This is a genomic window from Streptomyces sp. NPDC047028 (genome assembly GCF_040644095.1).
In the GTDB taxonomy this organism is placed as follows: domain Bacteria; phylum Actinomycetota; class Actinomycetes; order Streptomycetales; family Streptomycetaceae; genus Streptomyces.
On the sequence record NZ_JBEYVS010000015.1, the window covers coordinates 83,527 to 101,879 of the forward strand.

An 18,353-nucleotide genomic window follows, 5' to 3' on the forward strand; every position below is an offset into this window, starting at 1 on the left:
GGAAGGCCCTAGGCCGGTGGCCTCGCGGAACAACAGCCCACCAGTCTACGGCCTCCCCACCGGGCCTCAGTCCTTGTTCGCCTGCGGCTCCTTCGGGCGCTCCACCGCCGGGCCGCGGCGGACCGCGCCCGGGGCGTTCCACTCCTGGCGCCTGCGGGCCCGGTTGCGGGCGCGTTCGGAGGAGGCGAGCTGGTAGGGCACGGAGGTGACCATGATGCCGGGCGTGAACAGCAGCCGGCCCTTCAGGCGCAGGGCGCTCTGGTTGTGCAGCAGGTGCTCGTACCAGTGGCCCACCACGTACTCGGGGATGATCACCGAGACCGCGTCGCGCGGGGACTCCTTGCGCAGGCTCTTGACGTACTCGATGATCGGCCGCGTGATCTCGCGGTACGGCGAGTCCAGCACCTTCAGCGGTACGTCGATCCCGCGCCGCTCCCACTCCGCGCGCAGCGCCTTGGTCTCCGCCGCGTCGACGTTGACGGTGAGCGCCTCCAGGGTGTCCGAGCGCATCAGTTTGGCGTAGGCCAGGGCGCGCAGGGTGGGGCGGTGGATCTTGGAGATCAGGACGACCGAGCGCACCCGGGAGGGCCGTACGGTGTCGTCGCCGGGACCGTCGGGGGCGGCGATCTCCTCGGCGACCCGGTCGTAGTGCTTGCGGATCGCCGTCATCGTCGCGAAGAAGATGCACATGCCGAGCAGCGCCACCCAGGCGCCGTGGGTGAACTTCGTGACGAGGACGACGACCAGGACCAGGCCGGTGAAGAAGGCGCCGAAGGTGTTGATCGCGCGCGAGCGGAACATGTGGCGGCGCTTGGCCTGGTCCCGCTCGGTGGCCAGCAGGCGGTTCCAGTGCCGGACCATGCCGGTCTGGCTGAGCGTGAAGGAGACGAACACGCCGACGATGTAGAGCTGGATCAGCCGGGTCGACTCGGCGCCGTAGATGACCACGAGCAGCATCGCCGCGCCGGCGAGGAGCACGATGCCGTTGGAGAAGGCGAGGCGGTCGCCGCGGGTGTGCAGCTGGCGGGGCAGGTAGCGGTCCTGGGCGAGGATCGCGCCGAGCAGGGGGAAGCCGTTGTACGCCGTGTTCGCCGCGAGGAACAGGACCAGCGCGGTGGCGGCGGCGAGCAGCACGAACAGGAAGCTGCCTTTGCCGAACACCGCCTCGGCGACCTGGGAGATCACCGGGTCCTGGACGAAGCTGGAGCCGACCGGGACGCCGTGGTGGAGGAGGTCGGCGGCCGGGTTCTCGGCCATGCGGACCTTGGTCGACATGGCGAGGGCGATGATGCCGCAGAACATCGTGACGGCCAGCAGGCCCATCATCGCCAGCGTGGTCGCCGCGTTCTTCGACTTGGGCTTGCGGAAGGCCGGCACGCCGTTGGAGATGGCCTCCACACCGGTCAGCGCGGCACAGCCGGAGGAGAACGCGCGCAGCATCAGGAAGATCAGCGCGAAGCCGGCGAGGCCCTGGTGCTCGGCCTTGATGTGGAAGTCGGCGGTGGGAGCGCGCATGGTGTCGCCGAGGACCAGGCCGCGGAAGGCGCCCCACAGGATCATGATGAAGACGCCGCCGACGAACACGTACGTCGGGATCGCGAAGAGCTTGCCCGACTCCTTCACACCGCGCAGGTTCATCAGCGTCAGCAGCACGATGACGGCGACCGCGCACAGCACCTTGTGCTCGACAACGAAGGGGATCGCGGAGCCGAGGTTCTCGATGCCGGAGGCGATGGACACGGCGACGGTCAGCACGTAGTCCACGAGGAGCGCGCTGGCGACGGTCAGGCCGGCCTTGGGCCCGAGGTTGGTGGTCGCCACCTCGTAGTCGCCGCCGCCGCTGGGGTAGGCGTGGACGTTCTGCCGGTAGGAGGCGACGACGGTGAACATCAGCACGACGACCGCGACGGCGATCCAGGGGCTGAAGCTGTACGCCGACACGCCCGCCGCGGACAGGACCAGCAGGACCTCTCCGGGCGCGTAGGCGACGGAGGAGAGCGGGTCGGAAGCGAAGACGGGGAGTGCGATGCGCTTCGACAGAAGGGTCTCGCCCAGCCTGTCACTGCGCAGTGCGCGCCCGATCAGGATCCGTTTGGGCACGTCGGTCAGTTTGGACACGAGAGAGGATCGTAAGCCTTCGAACAGGCAGCCGCCCACCCGGCTTCCCATATCCGGGCCACGAGGTTGCGCTGTCTGCTCCGCGAGTGAAATCCGGACCGTCCGGACCTGCGGTTTCCGTGGTGGGGCCGCGGTACGTGTCTAGTTGGCAAAGACCGCCTGTCCTCGCCCTCCGGAGGTCCCATGCCGCCGACCGCAGAGCTGATCGGGGCCCTCCTGGCCCTCGCCGGCCTCGGAATCCTGACCCTGTGCAGCGTGCGCAGCATCACGCGCCGACGGGGCCGGCGAACCGCCGCACCGGGGTGCCCACCCCGAAGTGCCCGTGTGTAGCTTTGGGCATCGGTCTGAGACCCTGAGGCTGAGCAGTCTCCTATGGACGCCAGCTCCTATGGACGCCAGTCTCTTATGGACACCGGAAGGACGGTCGTGCACATCGTCATCATGGGCTGCGGAAGAGTGGGTTCCGCTCTTGCCCAGACCCTGGAGCAACAGGGACACACGGTCGCCGTGATCGACCAGGACCCCACCGCCTTCCGCCGGCTGGGACCGGGCTTCGGCGGCCGCCGGGTCACCGGTGTCGGCTTCGACCAGGACACGCTGCGCGAGGCGGGCATCGAGGAGGCGGGCGCGTTCGCCGCCGTCTCCAGCGGTGACAACTCCAACATCATCTCCGCGCGCGTGGCCCGCGAGATGTTCGGCGTGGAGAACGTGGCCGCCCGGATCTACGACCCGCGCCGCGCCGAGGTCTACCAGCGCCTGGGCATCCCCACCGTGGCCACGGTGCGCTGGACCGCCGACCAGATGCTGCGCCGGCTGCTGCCCTCGGGCGCGGAGCCGCTGTGGCGCGACCCGACGGGCGGGGTGCAGCTCGCCGAGGTGCACGCCTCCGCGAACTGGGTCGGACACAAGATCAGCAAGCTGCAGGACGAGACGGGCGTGCGGGTGGCGTTCCTGACCCGGCTCGGCGAGGCGATCCTGCCCACGTCGCAGACGGTGCTGCAGGAAGGCGACCTCGTGCACGTGATGATGCGGACGGACGACGTCGAGAAGGTCGAGGCGGCGTTCGCCCAGGGCCCGGAAGAGGAGGGCGGTCACTGATGAGGGTCGCCATTGCCGGAGCCGGCGCCGTCGGCCGTTCGATCGCGGGCGAGCTGCTGGAGAACGGCCACGAGGTCCTGCTCGTCGACAAGGCCCCGACCGCCATCTCGGTGGAGCGGGTGCCGCAGGCGGAGTGGCTGCTGGCCGACGCCTGCGAGATCACGTCCCTGGACGAGGCGGCGCTGCAGCGCTGCAACGTCGTGATCGCCGCGACCGGCGACGACAAGGTCAACCTGGTCGTCTCGCTGCTCGCCAAGACGGAGTACGGCGTGCCGCGCGTCGTCGCCCGGGTGAACAACCCGAAGAACGAGTGGTTGTTCAACGAGTCCTGGGGCGTGGACGTGGCCGTGTCCACCCCGCGTCTGATGTCCGCCCTGGTCGAGGAGGCGGTGAGCGTCGGCGACCTGGTCCGGCTGCTGCGCTTCAGCCACGGCGACGCCAACCTGGTCGAGCTGACCCTGCCCGAGGAGTCGGCGCTGGCCGGCACCCAGGTCGGCGAGGTGCGCTGGCCGGAGGACACCTCGCTGGTCACGATCATCCGGGGCACCCGGGTGCTGACCCCGTCCAAGGAGGACTCCCTGGAGCCGGGCGACGAACTCCTCTTCGTGGCCGCCCAGGCCCGCGAGGAGCAGCTGGAGGAACTGCTGTCGGTGCGGCGGGACGACGAGGCCTGACGTCCGCCGCATACGACGAGGAAGGGCGCCCCGGACAACCGGGGCGCCCTTTCGCTTTCGTCCTTCACTTACGGTGTCGGCCGCCACCGTCCCCCGAGGCCGGAGCCGAAGCCGAAGCGGCGGCCTCCGCGGCCTTGGCCGCAGCCTCCTCCGCCTCCATCTCGGCGAACACGTCGATCGGCGCGGGCGCCTTCGCCAGGAAGATCCAGGTCAGCCAGACCGCCAGCAGGAACGGCGGGATCTTCAGGGCGACCAGGACCCAGCCCAGCTGCGCGGTGTCGGCCCACCAGTACAGCGGGAAGAGGATCGCGCTCTTGGCGAGCAGGATCAGGCCCCAGGCCCAGCTGGCCTTCGTGTAGGCCGCCTTGCGCCCGGGGTTCCGGGTCCGCCAGGACAGGTTCTCCTTGAACACCGGGCCGAGCATCAGCCCCAGCAGGGGCACACCGGCCACGGCGCTGACGATGTACGCCAGCGCCAGGCCCAGGGTGTAGAGCATGCCCGGCAGGTAGAAGTTCTTGGCGTTGCCGGTGATCATCGCGAAGACGACGCCGAAGGCCACGCCGAAGACACCGCTGAAGGCGTGCTTGACGGTGTCCTTGCGGACCAGTCGCACGGCGACCATCACCAGGGACACGATCAGCGCGGCGATCGCCGACACGTGCAGGTTCTTGTTGATCGTGAAGATGGCGACGAACAGGAGTCCGGGAACGACCGTCTCGACCATGCCGCGGACGCCGCCGAACGCCTCGAACAGCGCGGCCTCGGTCACCGCCCGGGCATCGTCCGGCTGAGTCTCTTCGGTGTCTTCGGTCGGCTTGTCGAGTGACGTCACCGGCTACTCCCGTCCGAGGGGTCGCAGTTCGTACTTGGGATTGAACAGCACCCGGCGGCCCCGGCTCATGGAGATCCGGCCCGATGCGATCAGCTTGCGCCCCGGTTCTATGCCCACGATGGAACGCCTGCCGAGCCACACCACGTCCAGTGCGGCGGAGCCGTCGAACAGCTCGGCCTCCAGGGCGGGGACACCTGCACGCGGCCGCAGGGTGACCGTGCGCAAGGTACCAGTTACGGTGACGATCTGCCGGTCCCGGCAGTCACCGATCTTGACGCAGCCCGTCGTCTCGGCGTCCTCGCGCAGCTCCTCCGACTCCAGGTCCTCCTGTGACGAGGAGAGCCGGTCGAGCATGCGCCGGAACCGGCCGGCCGGCTTTTCGGAACGAGGAACAGCACCCATACAAGAAGCGTACCGGGGCCCACGGACAAGACCGTAACCAGCTCACTTCCCCCGCTCACGTGCCCGCCCTACTTCTCGAACCGGTACCCCATCCCCGGCTCCGTGAGGAAGTGCTTCGGGTGGGACGGGTCGGCCTCCAGCTTGCGGCGCAGCTGGGCCATGTACACGCGCAGGTAGTTGGTCTCCGTGCCGTACGACGGGCCCCAGACCTCCTGGAGGAGCTGCTTCTGGCCGACCAGCCTGCCGGTGTTGCGGACCAGCACCTCCAGCAGGTGCCACTCGGTCGGGGTGAGCCGGAGGTCCTTGCCGGCGCGGTTGACCTTCTTCGCGGCCAGGTCGACGGTGAAGCCCGCCGTCTCCACGACCGTCACGTCGTCCTCGCCCGGCCCGGCCGGCTCGGCCCGGCGGACCGCGGCCCGCAGCCGGGCCAGCAGTTCGTCCATGCCGAAGGGCTTGGTGACGTAGTCGTCGGCGCCCGCGTCCAGCGCCTGGACCTTCTCGTCGGAGGAGTGCCGGGCCGACAGCACCAGGATCGGCACCCGGGTCCAGCCGCGCAGCGACCTGATCACCTCGACGCCGTCCAGGTCGGGCAGGCCGAGGTCGAGGACGACCACGTCGGGGTGGCGCGAGGCGGCGAGTTCGAGGGCGGTCCGTCCGTCCGACGCCGCGTCGACCTCGTACTTGCGTGCCTTGAGGTTGATCACGAGGGCGCGCACGATCTGCGGCTCGTCGTCGACCACGAGGACGCGGGTCATAGGGTCTGCCTCTCTTGTTCCACGGTGACGTCCTGTTCCACGGTGACGCCCTGTCGTGATCCCGCCGCCCGGAGGCTGAGGACCATGGTGAGTCCGCCGCCCGGCGTGTCCTCGGCGTTCAGTGTGCCGCCCATCGCCTCGGCGAAGCCCCGTGCGACGGCGAGGCCCAGTCCGACGCCGGCGCCGCGCGGAGCGTCCCCGTACCGCTGGAAGGGCTCGAAGATGCGGTCCTTGGCCACGTCCGGCACGCCCGGTCCCCGGTCGACGACCCGTACCTCGACGCGGTCGGCCATGGCGCTGGCGGCGACCAGGACGGGCCGCCCCCGCGGGCTGTACTTGACGGCGTTCTCCACCAGGTTGGCCACCGACCGCTCCAGTAGCCCGGGGTCGACGGCGACCATCGGAAGCGTCTCGGGCACGTCCAGCTCCACGCTGCCCTCCGGTACGCCCCCCAGGGCCATCGGCACCACCTCGTCGACGTCGATCTCGCGGATCAGCGGGGTGACGGTGCCGGTCTGCAGCCGCGACATGTCGAGCAGGTTGCCCACGAGGTGGTCGAGCCGGTCGGCGCCGTCCTCGATGCCCTCCAGCAGCTCCGCCCGGTCCTCCTCCGACCAGTCCACGTCGTCGGACCGCAGCGAGGATACGGCGGCCTTGATGCCGGCCAGCGGGGTGCGCAGATCGTGGCTGACCGCGGCCAGCAGCGCCGTACGGATCCGGTTGCCCTCGGCGAGCGCGCGAGCCCGTTCGGCCTCCTCCTGAAGGCGCCGTCGGTCCAGTGCGACGGCGGCCTGGGCGGCGAACGCGGCCAGCACCCGGCGGTCCTCGGCCGGCAGCACCCGGCCGGTCAGCGCGAGCGCCAGGTGGTCGCCGACCGGCATGTCGACGTCGGCCTCCTCAGGGCGCCGCAGCGGCGGTCCGAGTCCGGCGCGGCCCGCGCAGGTCCACGGCTCGACGTCGCTCGCCCGTTCCAGCAGGGCGGCCGATTCCATGGCGAAGGTCTCCCGGACCCGCTCCAGCAGTTCCTCCAGGCTGGTCTCGCCGCGCAGCACGTTGCCGGCGAGGAAGGAGAGGATCTCCGACTCGGCGCGCAGCCGGGCCGCCTGGTGGGTGCGCCGGGCCGCCAGGTCCACCACGGAGGCGACGGACACGCCGACGCCGACGAAGATCGAGATGGCGACGATGTTCTTCGGGTCGGCGATCGTCCAGCGGTGCAGCGGCGGAGTGTAGAAGTAGTTCAGCAGGAGCGAGCCGAAGGCGGCCGACGCCAGCGCCGGGAGGAGCCCGCCGAGCAGGGCCGCGGCGACGGTCACGGCCAGGAACAGCAGCATGTCGTTGGCGAGGCCGAGGTCCACGGTGTTCAGCAGCACCGCGAACAGGGCCGGTCCGGCCAGCCCGGTTCCCCAGCCCCAGACGATCCGGGCCCGGCCGAGCCGCGCGCCCCGGGCGACGGGCAGTCCGCGGCCCTTCGCGACCTCCTCGTGGGTGACGATGTGGACGTCGAGGTCGGGTCCGGAGTCACGGGCGACCGTGGCGCCGACGCCCGGTCCGAAGACGTACTGCCAGGTCTTGCGGCGCGAGGAGCCGAGCACGATCTGGGTGGCGTTGACGCCGCGCGCGAAGTCGAGGAGGGCGGCGGGTATGTCGTCGCCGACGACGTGGTGGAAGGTGCCGCCGAGATCCTCCACCAGGGTCCGCTGGACGGCCAGTTGCTTGGGTGAGGCGGCGGTCAGGCCGTCGCTGCGCGATATGTAGACGGCGAGCACCTCGCCGCCGGCGCCCTTCTCGGCGAGCCGCGCGGCCCGACGGATGAGGGTGCCTCCCTCGGGGCCGCCGGTCAGGCCGACGACGATCCGCTCCCGGGAGCCCCATATCCTCGAGACCCGGTGCTCGCTGCGGTACTCGTTCAGGTACTCGTCGACCCGGTCGGCCACCCACAGCAGCGCCAGCTCGCGCAGGGCGGTGAGGTTGCCGGGCCGGAAGTAGTTGGACAGGGCGGCGTCGACCCGGTCCGGCTGGTAGATGTTGCCGTGGGCCATGCGGCGGCGCAGCGCCTGGGGCGACATGTCGACCAGTTCGACGTCGTCGGCCCGCCGTATGACCTCGTCGGGCACGGTCTCCCGCTGCCGTACCCCGGTGATCGACTCCACGATGTCGCCGAGCGACTCCAGATGCTGGATGTCGACGGTGGAGACGACGTCGATGCCGGCCGCGAGCAGTTCCTCGACGTCCTGCCAGCGCTTGGCGTTGCGGGAGCCGGGGACGTTGGTGTGGGCGAGTTCGTCCACGAGGGCGACGGCCGGGGCCCGGCGCAGCACCGCGTCGACGTCCATCTCGTCGAAGGTGGCGTCCTGGTGCGTCAGTTCCCGGCGCGGCACGACTTCCAGGCCGGGCAGCAACGCCTCGGTACGCGGCCGGCCGTGGTGCTCGGCGATGGCCACCACGCAGTCGGTCCCGCGTTCGACGCGGCGGTGCGCCTCGGCCAGCATGGCGTAGGTCTTGCCCACGCCCGGTGCCGCCCCGAGGTGGATCCGAAGTCTGCCGCGTGCCATGGCCCCATTGTCTTCCGGTGACTGCCGCCTACGCAGCGTCGACCCTACGTCCCCGGAAGCGGGCGAAGCGGACGGGGAACCGGTCGCCGGCGGTCCTTGACGCAACCCTGACGCCCCGGGCCGCAGGCAGCCCGGCTCAGTGCTCGGTGATCTCCCCGTCGTGCAGCTCCAGCACCCGGTCGGCCAGGTCGAGCAAGGTGGTGTCGTGCGTGGCGACCAGGGCGGTGACCTGCTCGCTGTGCACGACGGTCCGCAGCAGCTCCATCACGGAGTGCCCGGTCTCGGCGTCGAGCTGGCCGGTCGGTTCGTCGGCGATGAGCAGGGCGGGCCGGTTGGCGAGGGCGCGGGCGATGGCGACCCGCTGCTGCTGCCCGCCGGACAGCTCCCCGGGCCGCTGGGCGGTGTGGTCGGCCAGCCCGACGAGGGAGAGCAGCAGCTCGACGCGCTCCTCCCGCTCGCGCGGATCGGCGCGGCGCAGCCGCAGCGGTACGCCGACGTTCTCGGCGGCGGTGAGGATGGGAATGAGTCCGAACGACTGGAACACGAACCCGACCCGGTCCCGGCGCAGCCGCAGCAGCCCGTCCTCGCCGAGCCCCGCGAGATCCTCCCCGTCGACCTCCACCCGCCCCCGGTCGGGCGCGTCGAGCCCGCCGACGATGTTCAGCAGCGTGGTCTTCCCCGACCCCGAGCGCCCCTTGAGCGCGACGAGCTCCCCCCGAGGCACCTCGAACGAAACCCCCCGCAACGCATGCACGGCCCCGGCCCCCCGCCCATACGCCTTGTGCACTCCGTCGACCCTGACCATGGTCTCGGTAACAACACCGCTCACCACGTCTCCCCCTTCGCCGGTGGGCCAGTATCCCCGGTCACACCAGCGCCCCGAAAGGGGCGCGGGGAACTGCGCGACAAGCCACGACGCACCCGCACCCGGCAGCGCAGGCCCGCGCCCCACCGCGACCCCGCAAAGGAAACGGGCCGCACCTCCAAGAGGTACGGCCCGTGTCCCGAGCTGAAAGGCTCAACGAACTTCCGTGATCTCCGGCCCCCGCTGCAACTGCCCCATCCCCCCGGCGAACCGAGAGGACTCGTCCTGCTGCTGAACCCCTTCAGGAACCATCTGCGCGTCATTCGGCAGCTTCAGCACGATCGGGTCACGAGGAGCCATCGGCCCCTCACCCCGCACCACGACCGTGTCCCGGAAGATCTGCTCCAGCAGCCCGGCCGCCTGCGGCTGCACCGCTCCCTGCCCGGAGATGACACCCCGCAGGAACCAGCGGGGGCCGTCCACGCCGACGAACCGGACGACCTGGAAGCCGCCGGTGCCGTCGGGCAGCTGCACCGGGACCTGCGCGCGCAGCTCCCAGCCCAGCGGGCCCTCGACCTCGTCGATGATGCCGCCCTGCTGGGTGATCCCGGACCCGATCTCCTCGCGCACCTCGCCCCAGATGCCCTCGCGCTTGGGCGCGGCGAACGCCTGCAGCTGGATGGCGCTGTCACGCAGTACGACGGTCGCCGCGACGATCGCGTCGCCGGCGACCTCCACCCGCAGCTCCATGCCGTCGACGCCCGCCACGAACAGGCCGCCGAGGTCCACGCGCCCCTCGCCCGGGTCCGTCACCTCGGTGCTGTCCCACGGCCCGTCGGGCCGCGGCTCGGGCTCCAGCCGGACGCGCTCGCGCTCGGCCTCCTCGTCGTCCGCCTCGGTGTCGACGCTGTCGACGACCTGCTCGGCCTCGCCGGCCGCGTCCTCGGCGGCACCCTTCTTGTTGCGACGTCCGAACACGTCACTGTCCTTCCCGGTCGGATACGACCGAAGCGTATCGATTCCCACCCGCCAGACCGCCCACGGCGGCCTGACCGCTTGTGCCGCTCTCGCCGCCCACCGCGGCATGGCCACCGGTGGACCCGAAGCCCCCTTCGGCCCGCGCGGAGCCGGGAAGTTCCGCCACCTCGTGGAAGCGGACCCTCTCGACCTGCTGGACGACCAGTTGGGCAATCCGGTCGAAGCGCTCGAACCGCACGGTCTCGTGCGGGTCGAGATTCACCACGATCACCTTGATCTCCCCACGGTACCCGGCATCAACCGTCCCTGGGGCATTCACCAGAGCGACGCCGCAGCGGGCGGCCAGACCGGATCGCGGGTGCACGAAGGCCGCGTACCCCTCCGGGAGGGCGATCGACACCCCGGTGGGCAGAACGGCCCGCTCGCCCGGCTTCAGTTCGCAGGCCTCGGTGGTGCGCACATCGGCGCCGGCGTCACCGGGCCGCGCGTACTCCGGAAGCGGTACATCGGGGTCGACGCGGCGGATGAGCACCCGCAGGGCCTCACGGCCGGGGCCACCCGGACCGGGGTCGGGGCGGGGGTCGAGGCCGTGGCTCACGGGTTCACCTCGAAGGCGCGGGCCCGGCGGATCTGGTCGGGGTCGCTCATGGCGGCCTGGATCTCCTCCTGACGGCCGTGGTCGATGAAGTGGTCGACCTTCACCTCGATGAAGAGGGCCTCGGCGCGGACGGCGACGGGCCCGTCGGGGCCGCCGATGCGTCCGGTGGCCCGGGAGTAGATCTTGCGTCCGGCGACGGCCGTGACCTCGGCCTCCAGATGCAGCGTGGTGCCGACGGGGACGGGCCGTACGAAGTCGGTCTCCAGCCGGCCGGTGACGGCGATGGTCCGCAGCAGCCAGTTCAGCGAGCCGAGGGTCTCGTCCAGGGCCGTGGCGAGCACACCGCCGTGCGCGAGGCCCGGGGCGCCCTGGTGGGCCGCCTGGACGGTGAACTCGGCGGTGAGGGACACGCCCTCGCCGGCGCGGGCCTCCAGGTGCAGTCCGTGCGGCTGCTCGTGCCCACACCCGAAACAGTGTTCGTAGTGGGCACCGAGGGGCTCGCCGGGCGCGGGCGCGTCGGGATGCCGTACCGGTGCGACCGCGTCGGCTGGGGGCTGAAGAGCCGGGGAACTACCACTCACAGCCGCAGACCTTACCCGCACCGCCTGGGGGCGCTTCGCGCTCGCCGCCCTGATTGCCGTCCCTTCCGGGCACCGTGCCAAGCTTGGCTCCATGCAGCTCTCCCCGGCCCCGTACGAAGAACGGCTCACCGCGCCCCGCTCCTGGTGGCTGATCAGCTTCCTCGTGGGCGTCTCGTTCGCCCTGATCCTGCTCCCCTTCGGCACGCTGCCGATGCTGGGCGGTCTGGTCGGCGGTACGGCCGCGGCCGCGGTGGTGGCCAGTTCCTACGGCTCCCCGCGCATCCGGATCGTCGGCGACTCCCTGATCGCGGGCGAGGCGAAGATCCCCGTGTCCGCGCTGGGCGAGTCGGAGGTCCTGGACGCCGAGGAGGCCCGCGCCTGGCGTACGTACAAGGCGGACACGCGCGCGTTCCTGCTGCTGCGCGCCTACATCCCCGGGGCCCTGCGGGTGGAGGTGACGGACCCGGCGGACCCGACCCCATACCTGTACCTGTCCACCCGGGAGCCGGAGAAGCTGGCGGCGGCGATCAAGGCGGCGCGGGGCGCCTAGGGAAGCTTCAGGGGGTCGGCCGGAGGCTCCAGCGGAGGCAGCTCGGGGAGGCTGTCCCACGGGACCTGGATCTTGCGCAGGTCGGCTCTGATGCGAGCGGCGACCCGCTTGGTGTCCCGGCGGTTCATCACCGCGCCGACCGCCGCGCCGACCATGAAGGGCATGAGGTTGGGCAGGTCGCGGACCATCCGCTTCATGATCTGCTGACGCAGTTCGCGTTTCATCTGCCCGCCGAGGGCCGCGTTCACCGTCGCCGGCTTCATCACGTCGATCCCGCGCTCCCCCGACCAGGAGGACAGATACGCGGTGCTGCGGGCCTTGAGGCCGCCGGGCGGCCGTACGCCGTAGACCTCGTGCAGTTCGGCGATGAGCTTCAGCTCGATCGCGGCGACCCCGGTGATCTCCGCGGCCAGTTCGGTAGGCATCGCCGGTGGCACGGGCAGCATCGCCGCGGCCCCGATTCCGGCCCCGACCGTGGACGTCGCGTTCGCCGCGCCCGCCACGAGCTTGTCGGCGAGCTGCTCCGGCCCCAGTCCGGGGAACTGCCCGCGCAGCGTCGCGAGGTCACGTACGGGGATACGCGGGGCCATCTCGATGATGCGGTCCGCGAGGTACGACAGTCCCGCCCTGGCGCGGCTGCCGCCCCTGCGGGCCCCTTCCCGGGCCATGTCCCGGATCGCCGCGGCCCTGCGCCGGGCGATGGGGCGCGGCTGTGATGCCGACGCCGGCGGGTCGTCCCGGCCGGCCGCCGGTTCGAGCGAGGCTCCCGCAGGCGGTGAGCCCCGCTCGTCGTCACGCGCGCCGTGGGGGCCGTCGGACGGCCCCGGGTCCGCTCCCGGCAGGGGGAAGCGGCGCTTCCGTGGAGGGGTCGAGCCAGTCACGGCCGACCCGTCCTCAGTCGCAGTCGCGGCAGATCGGCTGGCCGTTCTTCTCCCTGGCCAGCTGGCTGCGGTGGTGCACCAGGAAGCAGCTCATGCAGGTGAACTCGTCCTGCTGCTTGGGCAGGACCCGGACGGCCAACTCCTCGTTCGAGAGGTCCGCCCCGGGCAGTTCGAGGCCTTCGGCGGCCTCGAACTCGTCGACGTCCACCGAGGAGGTGGCCTTGTCGTTCCGTCGAGCCTTCAGCTCTTCAAGACTGTCCGAGTCGACGTCGTCGTCGGTCTTGCGTGGAGTGTCGTAATCGGTTGCCATGTCGCTCTCCCCCTCTGGGTGTCTGCGGTGTCTCCAGCGCACGTAACGCGTGAGAGGCCGGACTTGTGCCCGACCTGAGGCGGAGATTTTGCCTCACATCAAGGTCTGTTACTCAATCGACACCCAACCCGACCCCTCAAGAGTGATCGGCTTGGATGGCGGTGAGGACCGTACACGGTTCCCATAGCGCGCCTCAAAGGCGCCTCACCGTGTACTTCCCGTGATCAGGAGCCCTGAAAACTGGCATTTTCCCGGCTTTCCGTACCGCTTCATGATCACGGACTGTGCATGGCCGGAAATCCGCCCATGTGATCGATCACACAACAAGAACCTCGTAAGACGGATGGAAAATTCCGCGCAAAGCGAACATCCTCCGCGTGTGTCGACCCATGCTCACACCGGCAGCGTGACGCGCATCACCAGCCCGCCGCCGTCACGCGGCTGCGCCGCGATGTGCCCGCCGTGCGCGCGGGCGACGGAGCGGGCGATGGAAAGGCCGAGGCCCACGCCCTTGTCGCTGCCCGTGCGCTCCGTCCGGAGCCGTCTGAAGGGCTCGAAGAGGTTGTCGATCTCGTACGCCGGCACCACCGGCCCGGTGTTCGAGACGGTGAGCACCGCCTGCCCGTGCTGCACCTGTGTGGTCACCTCCACCCAGCCCTCCTCCGGCGCGTTGTAGCGCACCGCGTTCTGCACGAGGTTCAGCGCGATCCGCTCCAGCAGGACGCCGTTGCCCTGCACCACGGCCGGTTTGGTCTCGGCGCGGATCTGCACGCCCTTGGCCTCCGCCTCCGCGTGCACCTGGTCGACGGCCTGTGCGGCCACCTCGGCCAGGTCGACCGGTTTGCGCTCGACGATCTGGTTGTCGCTGCGGGCGAGCAGCAGCAGCCCCTCGACCAGTTGTTCGCTGCGCTCGTTGGTGGCCAGCAGCGTCTTGCCGAGCTGCTGCAGCTCCACCGGGGCGTTCGGATCGGACAGGTGGACCTCCAGGAGGGTCCTGTTGATCGCGAGCGGGGTGCGCAGCTCGTGGGAGGCGTTGCCGACGAAGCGCTGCTGGGCGGTGAAGGCGCGCTGCAGCCGCTCCAGCATGTCGTCGAAGGTGTCCGCCAGCTCCTTCAGCTCGTCGTCCGGGCCGTCCAGCTCGATACGGCGGGACAGGTCCGAGCCGGCCACCTGCCGGGCGGTGCGGGTGATCCGGCCGAGCGGGGACAGCACCCGGCCCGCCATCGCGTAGCCGAACGCGAAAGCGATCACTGCGAGGCCCAGCAGGGCCAGCAGGGAGCGGCTGAGCAGGTTGTTCAGGGCGACCTGGCGCTGGTGGTCCATGCACTGGGTGATCGCGTCGTTGAACTGCGACAGCGGCAGGTCGTTGGCGATGCCGGGGCAGCGGTTGCTGGTGACCTTCAGACCGCTGGCGTCGACGATCTTGAACAGCGGTTCGTTGCCCGTGTTGATGGCCTGCGCGGCCAGCAGGTAGATGATCGACAGCAGCAGGATGCCGGCGATCAGGAACATGCCGCCGTACAGCAGCGTGAGCCGTATGCGGATGGTGGGGCGCAGCCACGGGAAGGGCGGCTGCTGCCCGCGGGGGTCCCAGGTGGGCTTCGGTGGCGCCTGTGGCGGCGCGGGGGTCGCGGCCATGGCGGTCAGATCCGGTAGCCGGAGCCGGGGACGGTGACGATCACCGGCGGCTCGCCGAGCTTGCGGCGCAGGGTCATCACGGTGACGCGGACCACGTTGGTGAACGGGTCGGTGTTCTCGTCCCAGGCCTTCTCCAGCAGCTGCTCGGCCGAGACGACCGCGCCCTCGCTGCGCATCAGCACCTCCAGCACGGCGAACTCCTTGGGCGCGAGCTGGACCTCCTTGCCGTCGCGGAAGACCTCGCGGCGGTTGGGGTCGAGCTTGATGCCGGCGCGCTCCAGGACCGGCGGCAGGGGCACGCTGGTGCGGCGGCCGAGGGCACGCACGCGTGCGATCAGCTCGCTGAAGGCGAACGGCTTGGGCAGGTAGTCGTCGGCGCCGATCTCCAGGCCCTCGACGCGGTCGCTGACGTCTCCGGAGGCGGTGAGCATGAGCACGCGCGTGGGCATGCCCAGCTCCACGATCTTGCGGCAGACGTCGTCGCCGTGCACGAGGGGGAGGTCGCGGTCGAGGACGACCACGTCGTAGTCGTTGACGCCGATGCGCTCCAGGGCGGCCGCACCGTCGTACACGACGTCGACGGCCATGGCCTCCCGGCGCAGTCCGGTGGCCACCGCATCGGCGAGCAGCTGCTCGTCCTCGACGACGAGTACGCGCACGTCGGTTGTCCTTCCTGTGTCCGCCCGCACGACGCTTCCTCGGGCGCGTGCGGGCAGGGGTGTTCGTGGGGTGTGGCCTCCATCCTGCCCTTTTCGGTCATAAGTCGGCTGTAAGACGGGCTGCGGGCCGCAGAGACGGGGGTGACGGAGCGGGAATGCGAGATTTCCTCCGGCGGTTGAGGTTTCCGCGGAAGGGAGCTTGGGGAGGACGGCTGTACACCCCGCGATCACGCTCTGCATGTGCCGCAGCACCATGCGGTACTCCACGGTCCGCTTTCACAGAGTGGGCGTGGGTGTCCGGCACCGTCGCCGCCCGGCAGGGCAGCGCTGGGCACCTGCGAGAGATGTGATCGCCCTTTCCGAACGGCACACCCCCGTGCCAAGCGAGCGAGCCGACGGGACCCGAGGCGTCCCCGGGGCGAGCGAGCGGGAGAAACCGACCCACGACCCAGGACGAGGGGGCGCAGCATGGACGCTTTCACCGCAGGACTTCTGCAGCGCATAAGGGCGACCGAGTCCGACCTGACGCGGGCTCGTGACGAGGGCGACGACTTCCTCGTGGAGGTGGAGCAGGGAGAGCTCGACGACCTGCGCCGCCTCGCCGCCGAACACGGTGTGGAGGTCAGCGCGTCACGCGTCTGATCGGCCCGAAGCGCGACACGGAGCCCCCGGCGAATCCAGCGCCGGGGGTTCCGCCCGTTCCGGGTGCCCACCCGAACCGATCAACACCGCCTCGCCGGACGTGCCCCGTGAGGGGCGCGGGAACGGTGCGACCGGCGACGGGGCGTCCTCAGTCGTGCCAGGCCCCGGCGTCCTCCAGGAGGTGCTGGAGGGGCTCGAAGACGCCGGGGGTGGCGGCGAGTGTCAGTTCGCCCGTGGGGCGCTCTCCGGGGCGTCCACCGGTCAGCGCGCCCGCCTCGCGGGCGATCAGGTCGCCCGCCGCGAGGTCCCAGGGGTGGAGCCCCCGCTCGTAGTACCCGTCCAGCCGGCCGCAGGCCACGTCGCACAGGTCGATCGCCGCCGAGCCGCCCCGCCGGATGTCGCGCACCAGCGGGACGAGCCGTGCGGCCACCTCCGCCTGGTGGGCGCGAACCTCGGCGACGTAGTTGAAGCCGGTGGAGACCAACGCGTGCGTCAGCGGTGTCGCCGTACGGCAGGACAGGGCGCGCTCGCCCTCCCACGCGCCCGTGGCCCACGCGCCGCCGCCGCGCACCGCGTGGTACGTCTCGCCGCGCATCGGGGCCGCGACGACCCCGACGACGGTCTCGCCGTCCTGTTCGGCCGCGATCGACACCGCCCAGGTCGGCAGCCCGTACAGGTAGTTCACCGTGCCGTCGAGCGGGTCGATCACCCACCGGACGCCGCTGGTGCCCGCCGCGGACGCGCCCTCCTCGCCGAGGAAGCCGTCGTCCGGGCGCCGGCCGGAGATCAGGTCGGTGATCAGCTTCTCGGCCGCGATGTCCATCTCGGTGACGACGTCGATCGGGCTGGACTTGGTGTGGGCCACGGCGAGGTCGGCCGGGCGGCCGTCCCGCAGCAGTTCCCCCGCCCGTCGGGCGGCCTCCTGGGCGAGCCCGAGCAGGTCGGCGTACGGGCGGCCGTTCTGGGTGTCGGTCACGGCGCTCCTCACGCTTCGTACGGGCTGTCGGCGCCCGCGGCGGCCGGGTGCGGGGTGCGGGCCGGGCAGCAGCCCACCGGGCAGAGGTCGTGGCTGGGGCCGAGCGCGCCCAGGGCGCACGGGGTGACCCGCTGTCCGCGCTCCGCGGCGGCGCGCTCCGTGATCAGTTCGCGGACGGCTGCGGCGAACCTCGGGTCGGCCCCGACGGTGGCCGAGCGGCGCACCGGCAGGCCCAGTTCCGCCGCTCTGGCCTCGGCCTCGGTGTCGAGGTCGTACAGGACCTCCATGTGGTCGGAGACGAAGCCGATGGGCGCCATGACGACCGCCGGGGCGCCGGCCGCCTGCCGCTCCGCGAGGTGGTCGCAGATGTCGGGCTCCAGCCACGGGATGTGCGGGGCGCCGGAGCGGGACTGGTAGACGAGCTGCCAGGGGTGGTCGACGCCGGTGCGCTCGCGGACGGCGTCGGCGATCAGCCGGGCCACGTCCAGGTGCTGCGCGACGTACGCCCCGCCGTCGCCGTGGGACTCGGTGGGGCCGGAGGTGTCGGCGGCGGCGGTCGGGATGGAGTGGGTGGTGAACGCGATGTGGGCGCCGTCGCGGACCTCGTCGGGGAGGTCCGCCAGGGAGCGCAGCACGCCCTCGGTCATGGGTTCGACGAAGCCGGGGTGGTTGAAGTAGTGCCGCAGCTTGTCGATCCGCGGCGGCTCCAGGCCCTCGGCCTGGAGTGCGGCCAGCGCGTCCGCGAGGTTCTCCCGGTACTGCCGGCAGCCCGAGTAGGAGGCGTACGCGCTGGTGGCGAGCACCAGGACGCGGCGGCGGCCGTCGGCCACCATCTCGCGCAGCGTGTCCGTCAGGTACGGCGCCCAGTTGCGGTTGCCCCAGTAGACCGGCAGGTCCAGACCGTGCTCGGCGAAGTCCTTGCGGAGGGCGTCGAGCAGGGTGCGGTTCTGGTCGTTGATCGGGCTGACCCCGCCGAACAGGAAGTAGTGCTGCCCGACTTCCTTGAGGCGTTCCTTCGGGATGCCCCGCCCCCGGGTGACGTTCTCCAGGAAGGGAACCACGTCGTCCGGGCCTTCGGGGCCGCCGAAGGAGAGCAGGAGCAGGGCGTCGTAGGGGCTGGCATCGAGCGCGTCTGGCATGTCTCGATCCTGCCACCCGGCACTGACAGCCGGAAACGGACGGCCGCCCCGGCGGTTTCCGGCCACTTCCGGCGACCGGGTTCCGGCGTGATCCGGAAGGGTTCCGGCCGAAATCCGGTGCCTGGCGGCCCGGTCGGCTCGTAAGCTGTATCCACCGCGTTCGCG

General features: G+C 71.2%; 19 protein-coding genes. 4 read left to right on the forward strand and 15 right to left on the reverse strand.

Annotation, left to right across the window (positions count from 1 at the left end):
• Positions 1–66 precede the first annotated feature (66 nt).
• Positions 67–2,118, reverse strand: coding sequence for an APC family permease (locus ABZ854_RS15885; protein WP_361210241.1), 2,052 nt, complete (start codon positions 2,116–2,118; stop codon positions 67–69).
• Between the two features lie 426 nt (positions 2,119–2,544).
• Here ABZ854_RS15885 and ABZ854_RS15890 point away from each other — a divergent pair, with 426 nt between their 5' ends.
• Together ABZ854_RS15890 and ABZ854_RS15895 are read left to right on the forward strand one after the other, a co-directional pair.
• A complete protein-coding gene (locus ABZ854_RS15890; RefSeq protein WP_361210410.1) occupies positions 2,545–3,216 on the forward strand; it encodes a TrkA family potassium uptake protein in 672 nt (223 codons plus the stop codon).
• Entirely contained in the window at positions 3,216–3,890 is a 675-nt protein-coding gene (locus tag ABZ854_RS15895) for a TrkA family potassium uptake protein (RefSeq protein WP_129306109.1), read from the forward strand. Before ABZ854_RS15890 ends, ABZ854_RS15895 begins: the two co-directional genes overlap by 1 nt.
• Positions 3,891–3,954: 64 nt before the next feature.
• On the opposite strand, the gene ABZ854_RS15900 is transcribed toward ABZ854_RS15895, so the two are convergent.
• From ABZ854_RS15900 to ABZ854_RS15935, 8 genes are all read right to left on the reverse strand, one after another.
• Positions 3,955–4,722, reverse strand: coding sequence for a DUF3159 domain-containing protein (locus tag ABZ854_RS15900; RefSeq protein ID WP_361210244.1), 768 nt, complete (start codon positions 4,720–4,722; stop codon positions 3,955–3,957).
• 3 nt (positions 4,723–4,725) lie between these two features.
• On the reverse strand, positions 4,726–5,124 hold the full coding sequence (locus ABZ854_RS15905; RefSeq protein WP_361210247.1) for an OB-fold nucleic acid binding domain-containing protein: 399 nt from the start codon (positions 5,122–5,124) through the stop codon (positions 4,726–4,728).
• Positions 5,125–5,192: 68 nt separating this feature from the next.
• Entirely contained in the window at positions 5,193–5,879 is a 687-nt protein-coding gene (locus ABZ854_RS15910; RefSeq protein ID WP_361210250.1) for a response regulator, read from the reverse strand.
• Positions 5,876–8,431, reverse strand: a complete 2,556-nt coding sequence (locus ABZ854_RS15915; protein ID WP_361210252.1) for an ATP-binding protein — start codon at positions 8,429–8,431, stop codon at positions 5,876–5,878. The genes ABZ854_RS15910 and ABZ854_RS15915 overlap by 4 nt, the downstream gene beginning before the upstream one ends.
• 136 nt (positions 8,432–8,567) lie before the next feature.
• On the reverse strand, positions 8,568–9,260 hold the full coding sequence (locus ABZ854_RS15920) for an ABC transporter ATP-binding protein (RefSeq protein WP_361210255.1): 693 nt from the start codon (positions 9,258–9,260) through the stop codon (positions 8,568–8,570).
• A gap of 189 nt (positions 9,261–9,449) precedes the next feature.
• Positions 9,450–10,214 (reverse strand): DUF3710 domain-containing protein, encoded by a 765-nt coding sequence (locus ABZ854_RS15925; protein ID WP_361210258.1) that lies wholly within the window; start codon positions 10,212–10,214, stop codon positions 9,450–9,452.
• Position 10,215: 1 nt separating this feature from the next.
• Positions 10,216–10,752, reverse strand: coding sequence for a dUTP diphosphatase (gene dut, locus ABZ854_RS15930; RefSeq protein ID WP_129311728.1), 537 nt, complete (start codon positions 10,750–10,752; stop codon positions 10,216–10,218).
• Positions 10,753–10,808: 56 nt separating this feature from the next.
• On the reverse strand, positions 10,809–11,393 hold the full coding sequence (locus ABZ854_RS15935; protein ID WP_361210261.1) for a PaaI family thioesterase: 585 nt from the start codon (positions 11,391–11,393) through the stop codon (positions 10,809–10,811).
• Between the two features lie 91 nt (positions 11,394–11,484).
• On the opposite strand from ABZ854_RS15935, the gene ABZ854_RS15940 reads away from it, so the two are divergent.
• Positions 11,485–11,943 (forward strand): DUF3093 domain-containing protein, encoded by a 459-nt coding sequence (locus tag ABZ854_RS15940; RefSeq protein WP_129306116.1) that lies wholly within the window; start codon positions 11,485–11,487, stop codon positions 11,941–11,943.
• Here ABZ854_RS15940 and ABZ854_RS15945 read toward each other — a convergent pair.
• The 4 genes from ABZ854_RS15945 to ABZ854_RS15960 all read right to left on the reverse strand — a co-directional run bounded on the left by ABZ854_RS15945 (position 11,940) and on the right by ABZ854_RS15960 (position 15,431).
• Positions 11,940–12,824 (reverse strand): hypothetical protein, encoded by an 885-nt coding sequence (locus tag ABZ854_RS15945; RefSeq protein WP_361210264.1) that lies wholly within the window; start codon positions 12,822–12,824, stop codon positions 11,940–11,942. The two genes, ABZ854_RS15940 and ABZ854_RS15945, sit on opposite strands and share 4 nt — an antisense overlap.
• Before the next feature lie 13 nt (positions 12,825–12,837).
• Entirely contained in the window at positions 12,838–13,134 is a 297-nt protein-coding gene (locus tag ABZ854_RS15950; RefSeq protein WP_129306118.1) for a DUF4193 domain-containing protein, read from the reverse strand.
• Between the two features lie 393 nt (positions 13,135–13,527).
• Positions 13,528–14,772 (reverse strand): HAMP domain-containing sensor histidine kinase, encoded by a 1,245-nt coding sequence (locus ABZ854_RS15955; RefSeq protein WP_361210267.1) that lies wholly within the window; start codon positions 14,770–14,772, stop codon positions 13,528–13,530.
• Positions 14,773–14,777: 5 nt separating this feature from the next.
• Positions 14,778–15,431, reverse strand: a complete 654-nt coding sequence (locus tag ABZ854_RS15960) for a response regulator transcription factor (RefSeq protein ID WP_003993508.1) — start codon at positions 15,429–15,431, stop codon at positions 14,778–14,780.
• Positions 15,432–15,899: 468 nt separating this feature from the next.
• On the opposite strand from ABZ854_RS15960, the gene ABZ854_RS15965 reads away from it, so the two are divergent.
• Entirely contained in the window at positions 15,900–16,073 is a 174-nt protein-coding gene (locus ABZ854_RS15965; RefSeq protein WP_164992265.1) for a hypothetical protein, read from the forward strand.
• Positions 16,074–16,221: 148 nt separating this feature from the next.
• Here ABZ854_RS15965 and ABZ854_RS15970 read toward each other — a convergent pair whose 3' ends face one another.
• Both ABZ854_RS15970 and ABZ854_RS15975 read right to left on the reverse strand, forming a co-directional pair.
• Positions 16,222–17,049 carry an inositol monophosphatase family protein gene (locus ABZ854_RS15970; protein WP_361210271.1) on the reverse strand — a complete coding sequence of 276 codons (828 nt, stop codon included), beginning with the start codon at positions 17,047–17,049 and terminating at the stop codon, positions 16,222–16,224.
• 8 nt (positions 17,050–17,057) lie between these two features.
• Positions 17,058–18,188: a ferrochelatase gene (locus tag ABZ854_RS15975; protein ID WP_361210274.1), complete on the reverse strand. Its 1,131-nt coding sequence runs from the start codon at positions 18,186–18,188 to the stop codon at positions 17,058–17,060.
• Between the last annotated feature and the right edge of the window lie 165 nt (positions 18,189–18,353).

Excerpts from the sequence above, each read along its gene's own strand:
- ABZ854_RS15895 (WP_129306109.1), top strand. The coding sequence starts at position 3,216 with ATGAGGGTCGCCATTGCCGGAGCCGGCGCCGTCGGCCGTTCGATCGCG.
- ABZ854_RS15905 (WP_361210247.1), bottom strand. The coding sequence starts at position 5,124 with ATGGGTGCTGTTCCTCGTTCCGAAAAGCCGGCCGGCCGGTTCCGGCGC.
- ABZ854_RS15910 (WP_361210250.1), bottom strand. The coding sequence starts at position 5,879 with ATGACCCGCGTCCTCGTGGTCGACGACGAGCCGCAGATCGTGCGCGCC.
- ABZ854_RS15915 (WP_361210252.1), bottom strand. The coding sequence starts at position 8,431 with ATGGCACGCGGCAGACTTCGGATCCACCTCGGGGCGGCACCGGGCGTG.
- ABZ854_RS15940 (WP_129306116.1), top strand. The coding sequence starts at position 11,485 with ATGCAGCTCTCCCCGGCCCCGTACGAAGAACGGCTCACCGCGCCCCGC.
- ABZ854_RS15950 (WP_129306118.1), bottom strand. The coding sequence starts at position 13,134 with ATGGCAACCGATTACGACACTCCACGCAAGACCGACGACGACGTCGAC.
- ABZ854_RS15955 (WP_361210267.1), bottom strand. The coding sequence starts at position 14,772 with ATGGCCGCGACCCCCGCGCCGCCACAGGCGCCACCGAAGCCCACCTGG.
- ABZ854_RS15965 (WP_164992265.1), top strand. The coding sequence starts at position 15,900 with ATGGACGCTTTCACCGCAGGACTTCTGCAGCGCATAAGGGCGACCGAG.
- ABZ854_RS15975 (WP_361210274.1), bottom strand. The coding sequence starts at position 18,188 with ATGCCAGACGCGCTCGATGCCAGCCCCTACGACGCCCTGCTCCTGCTC.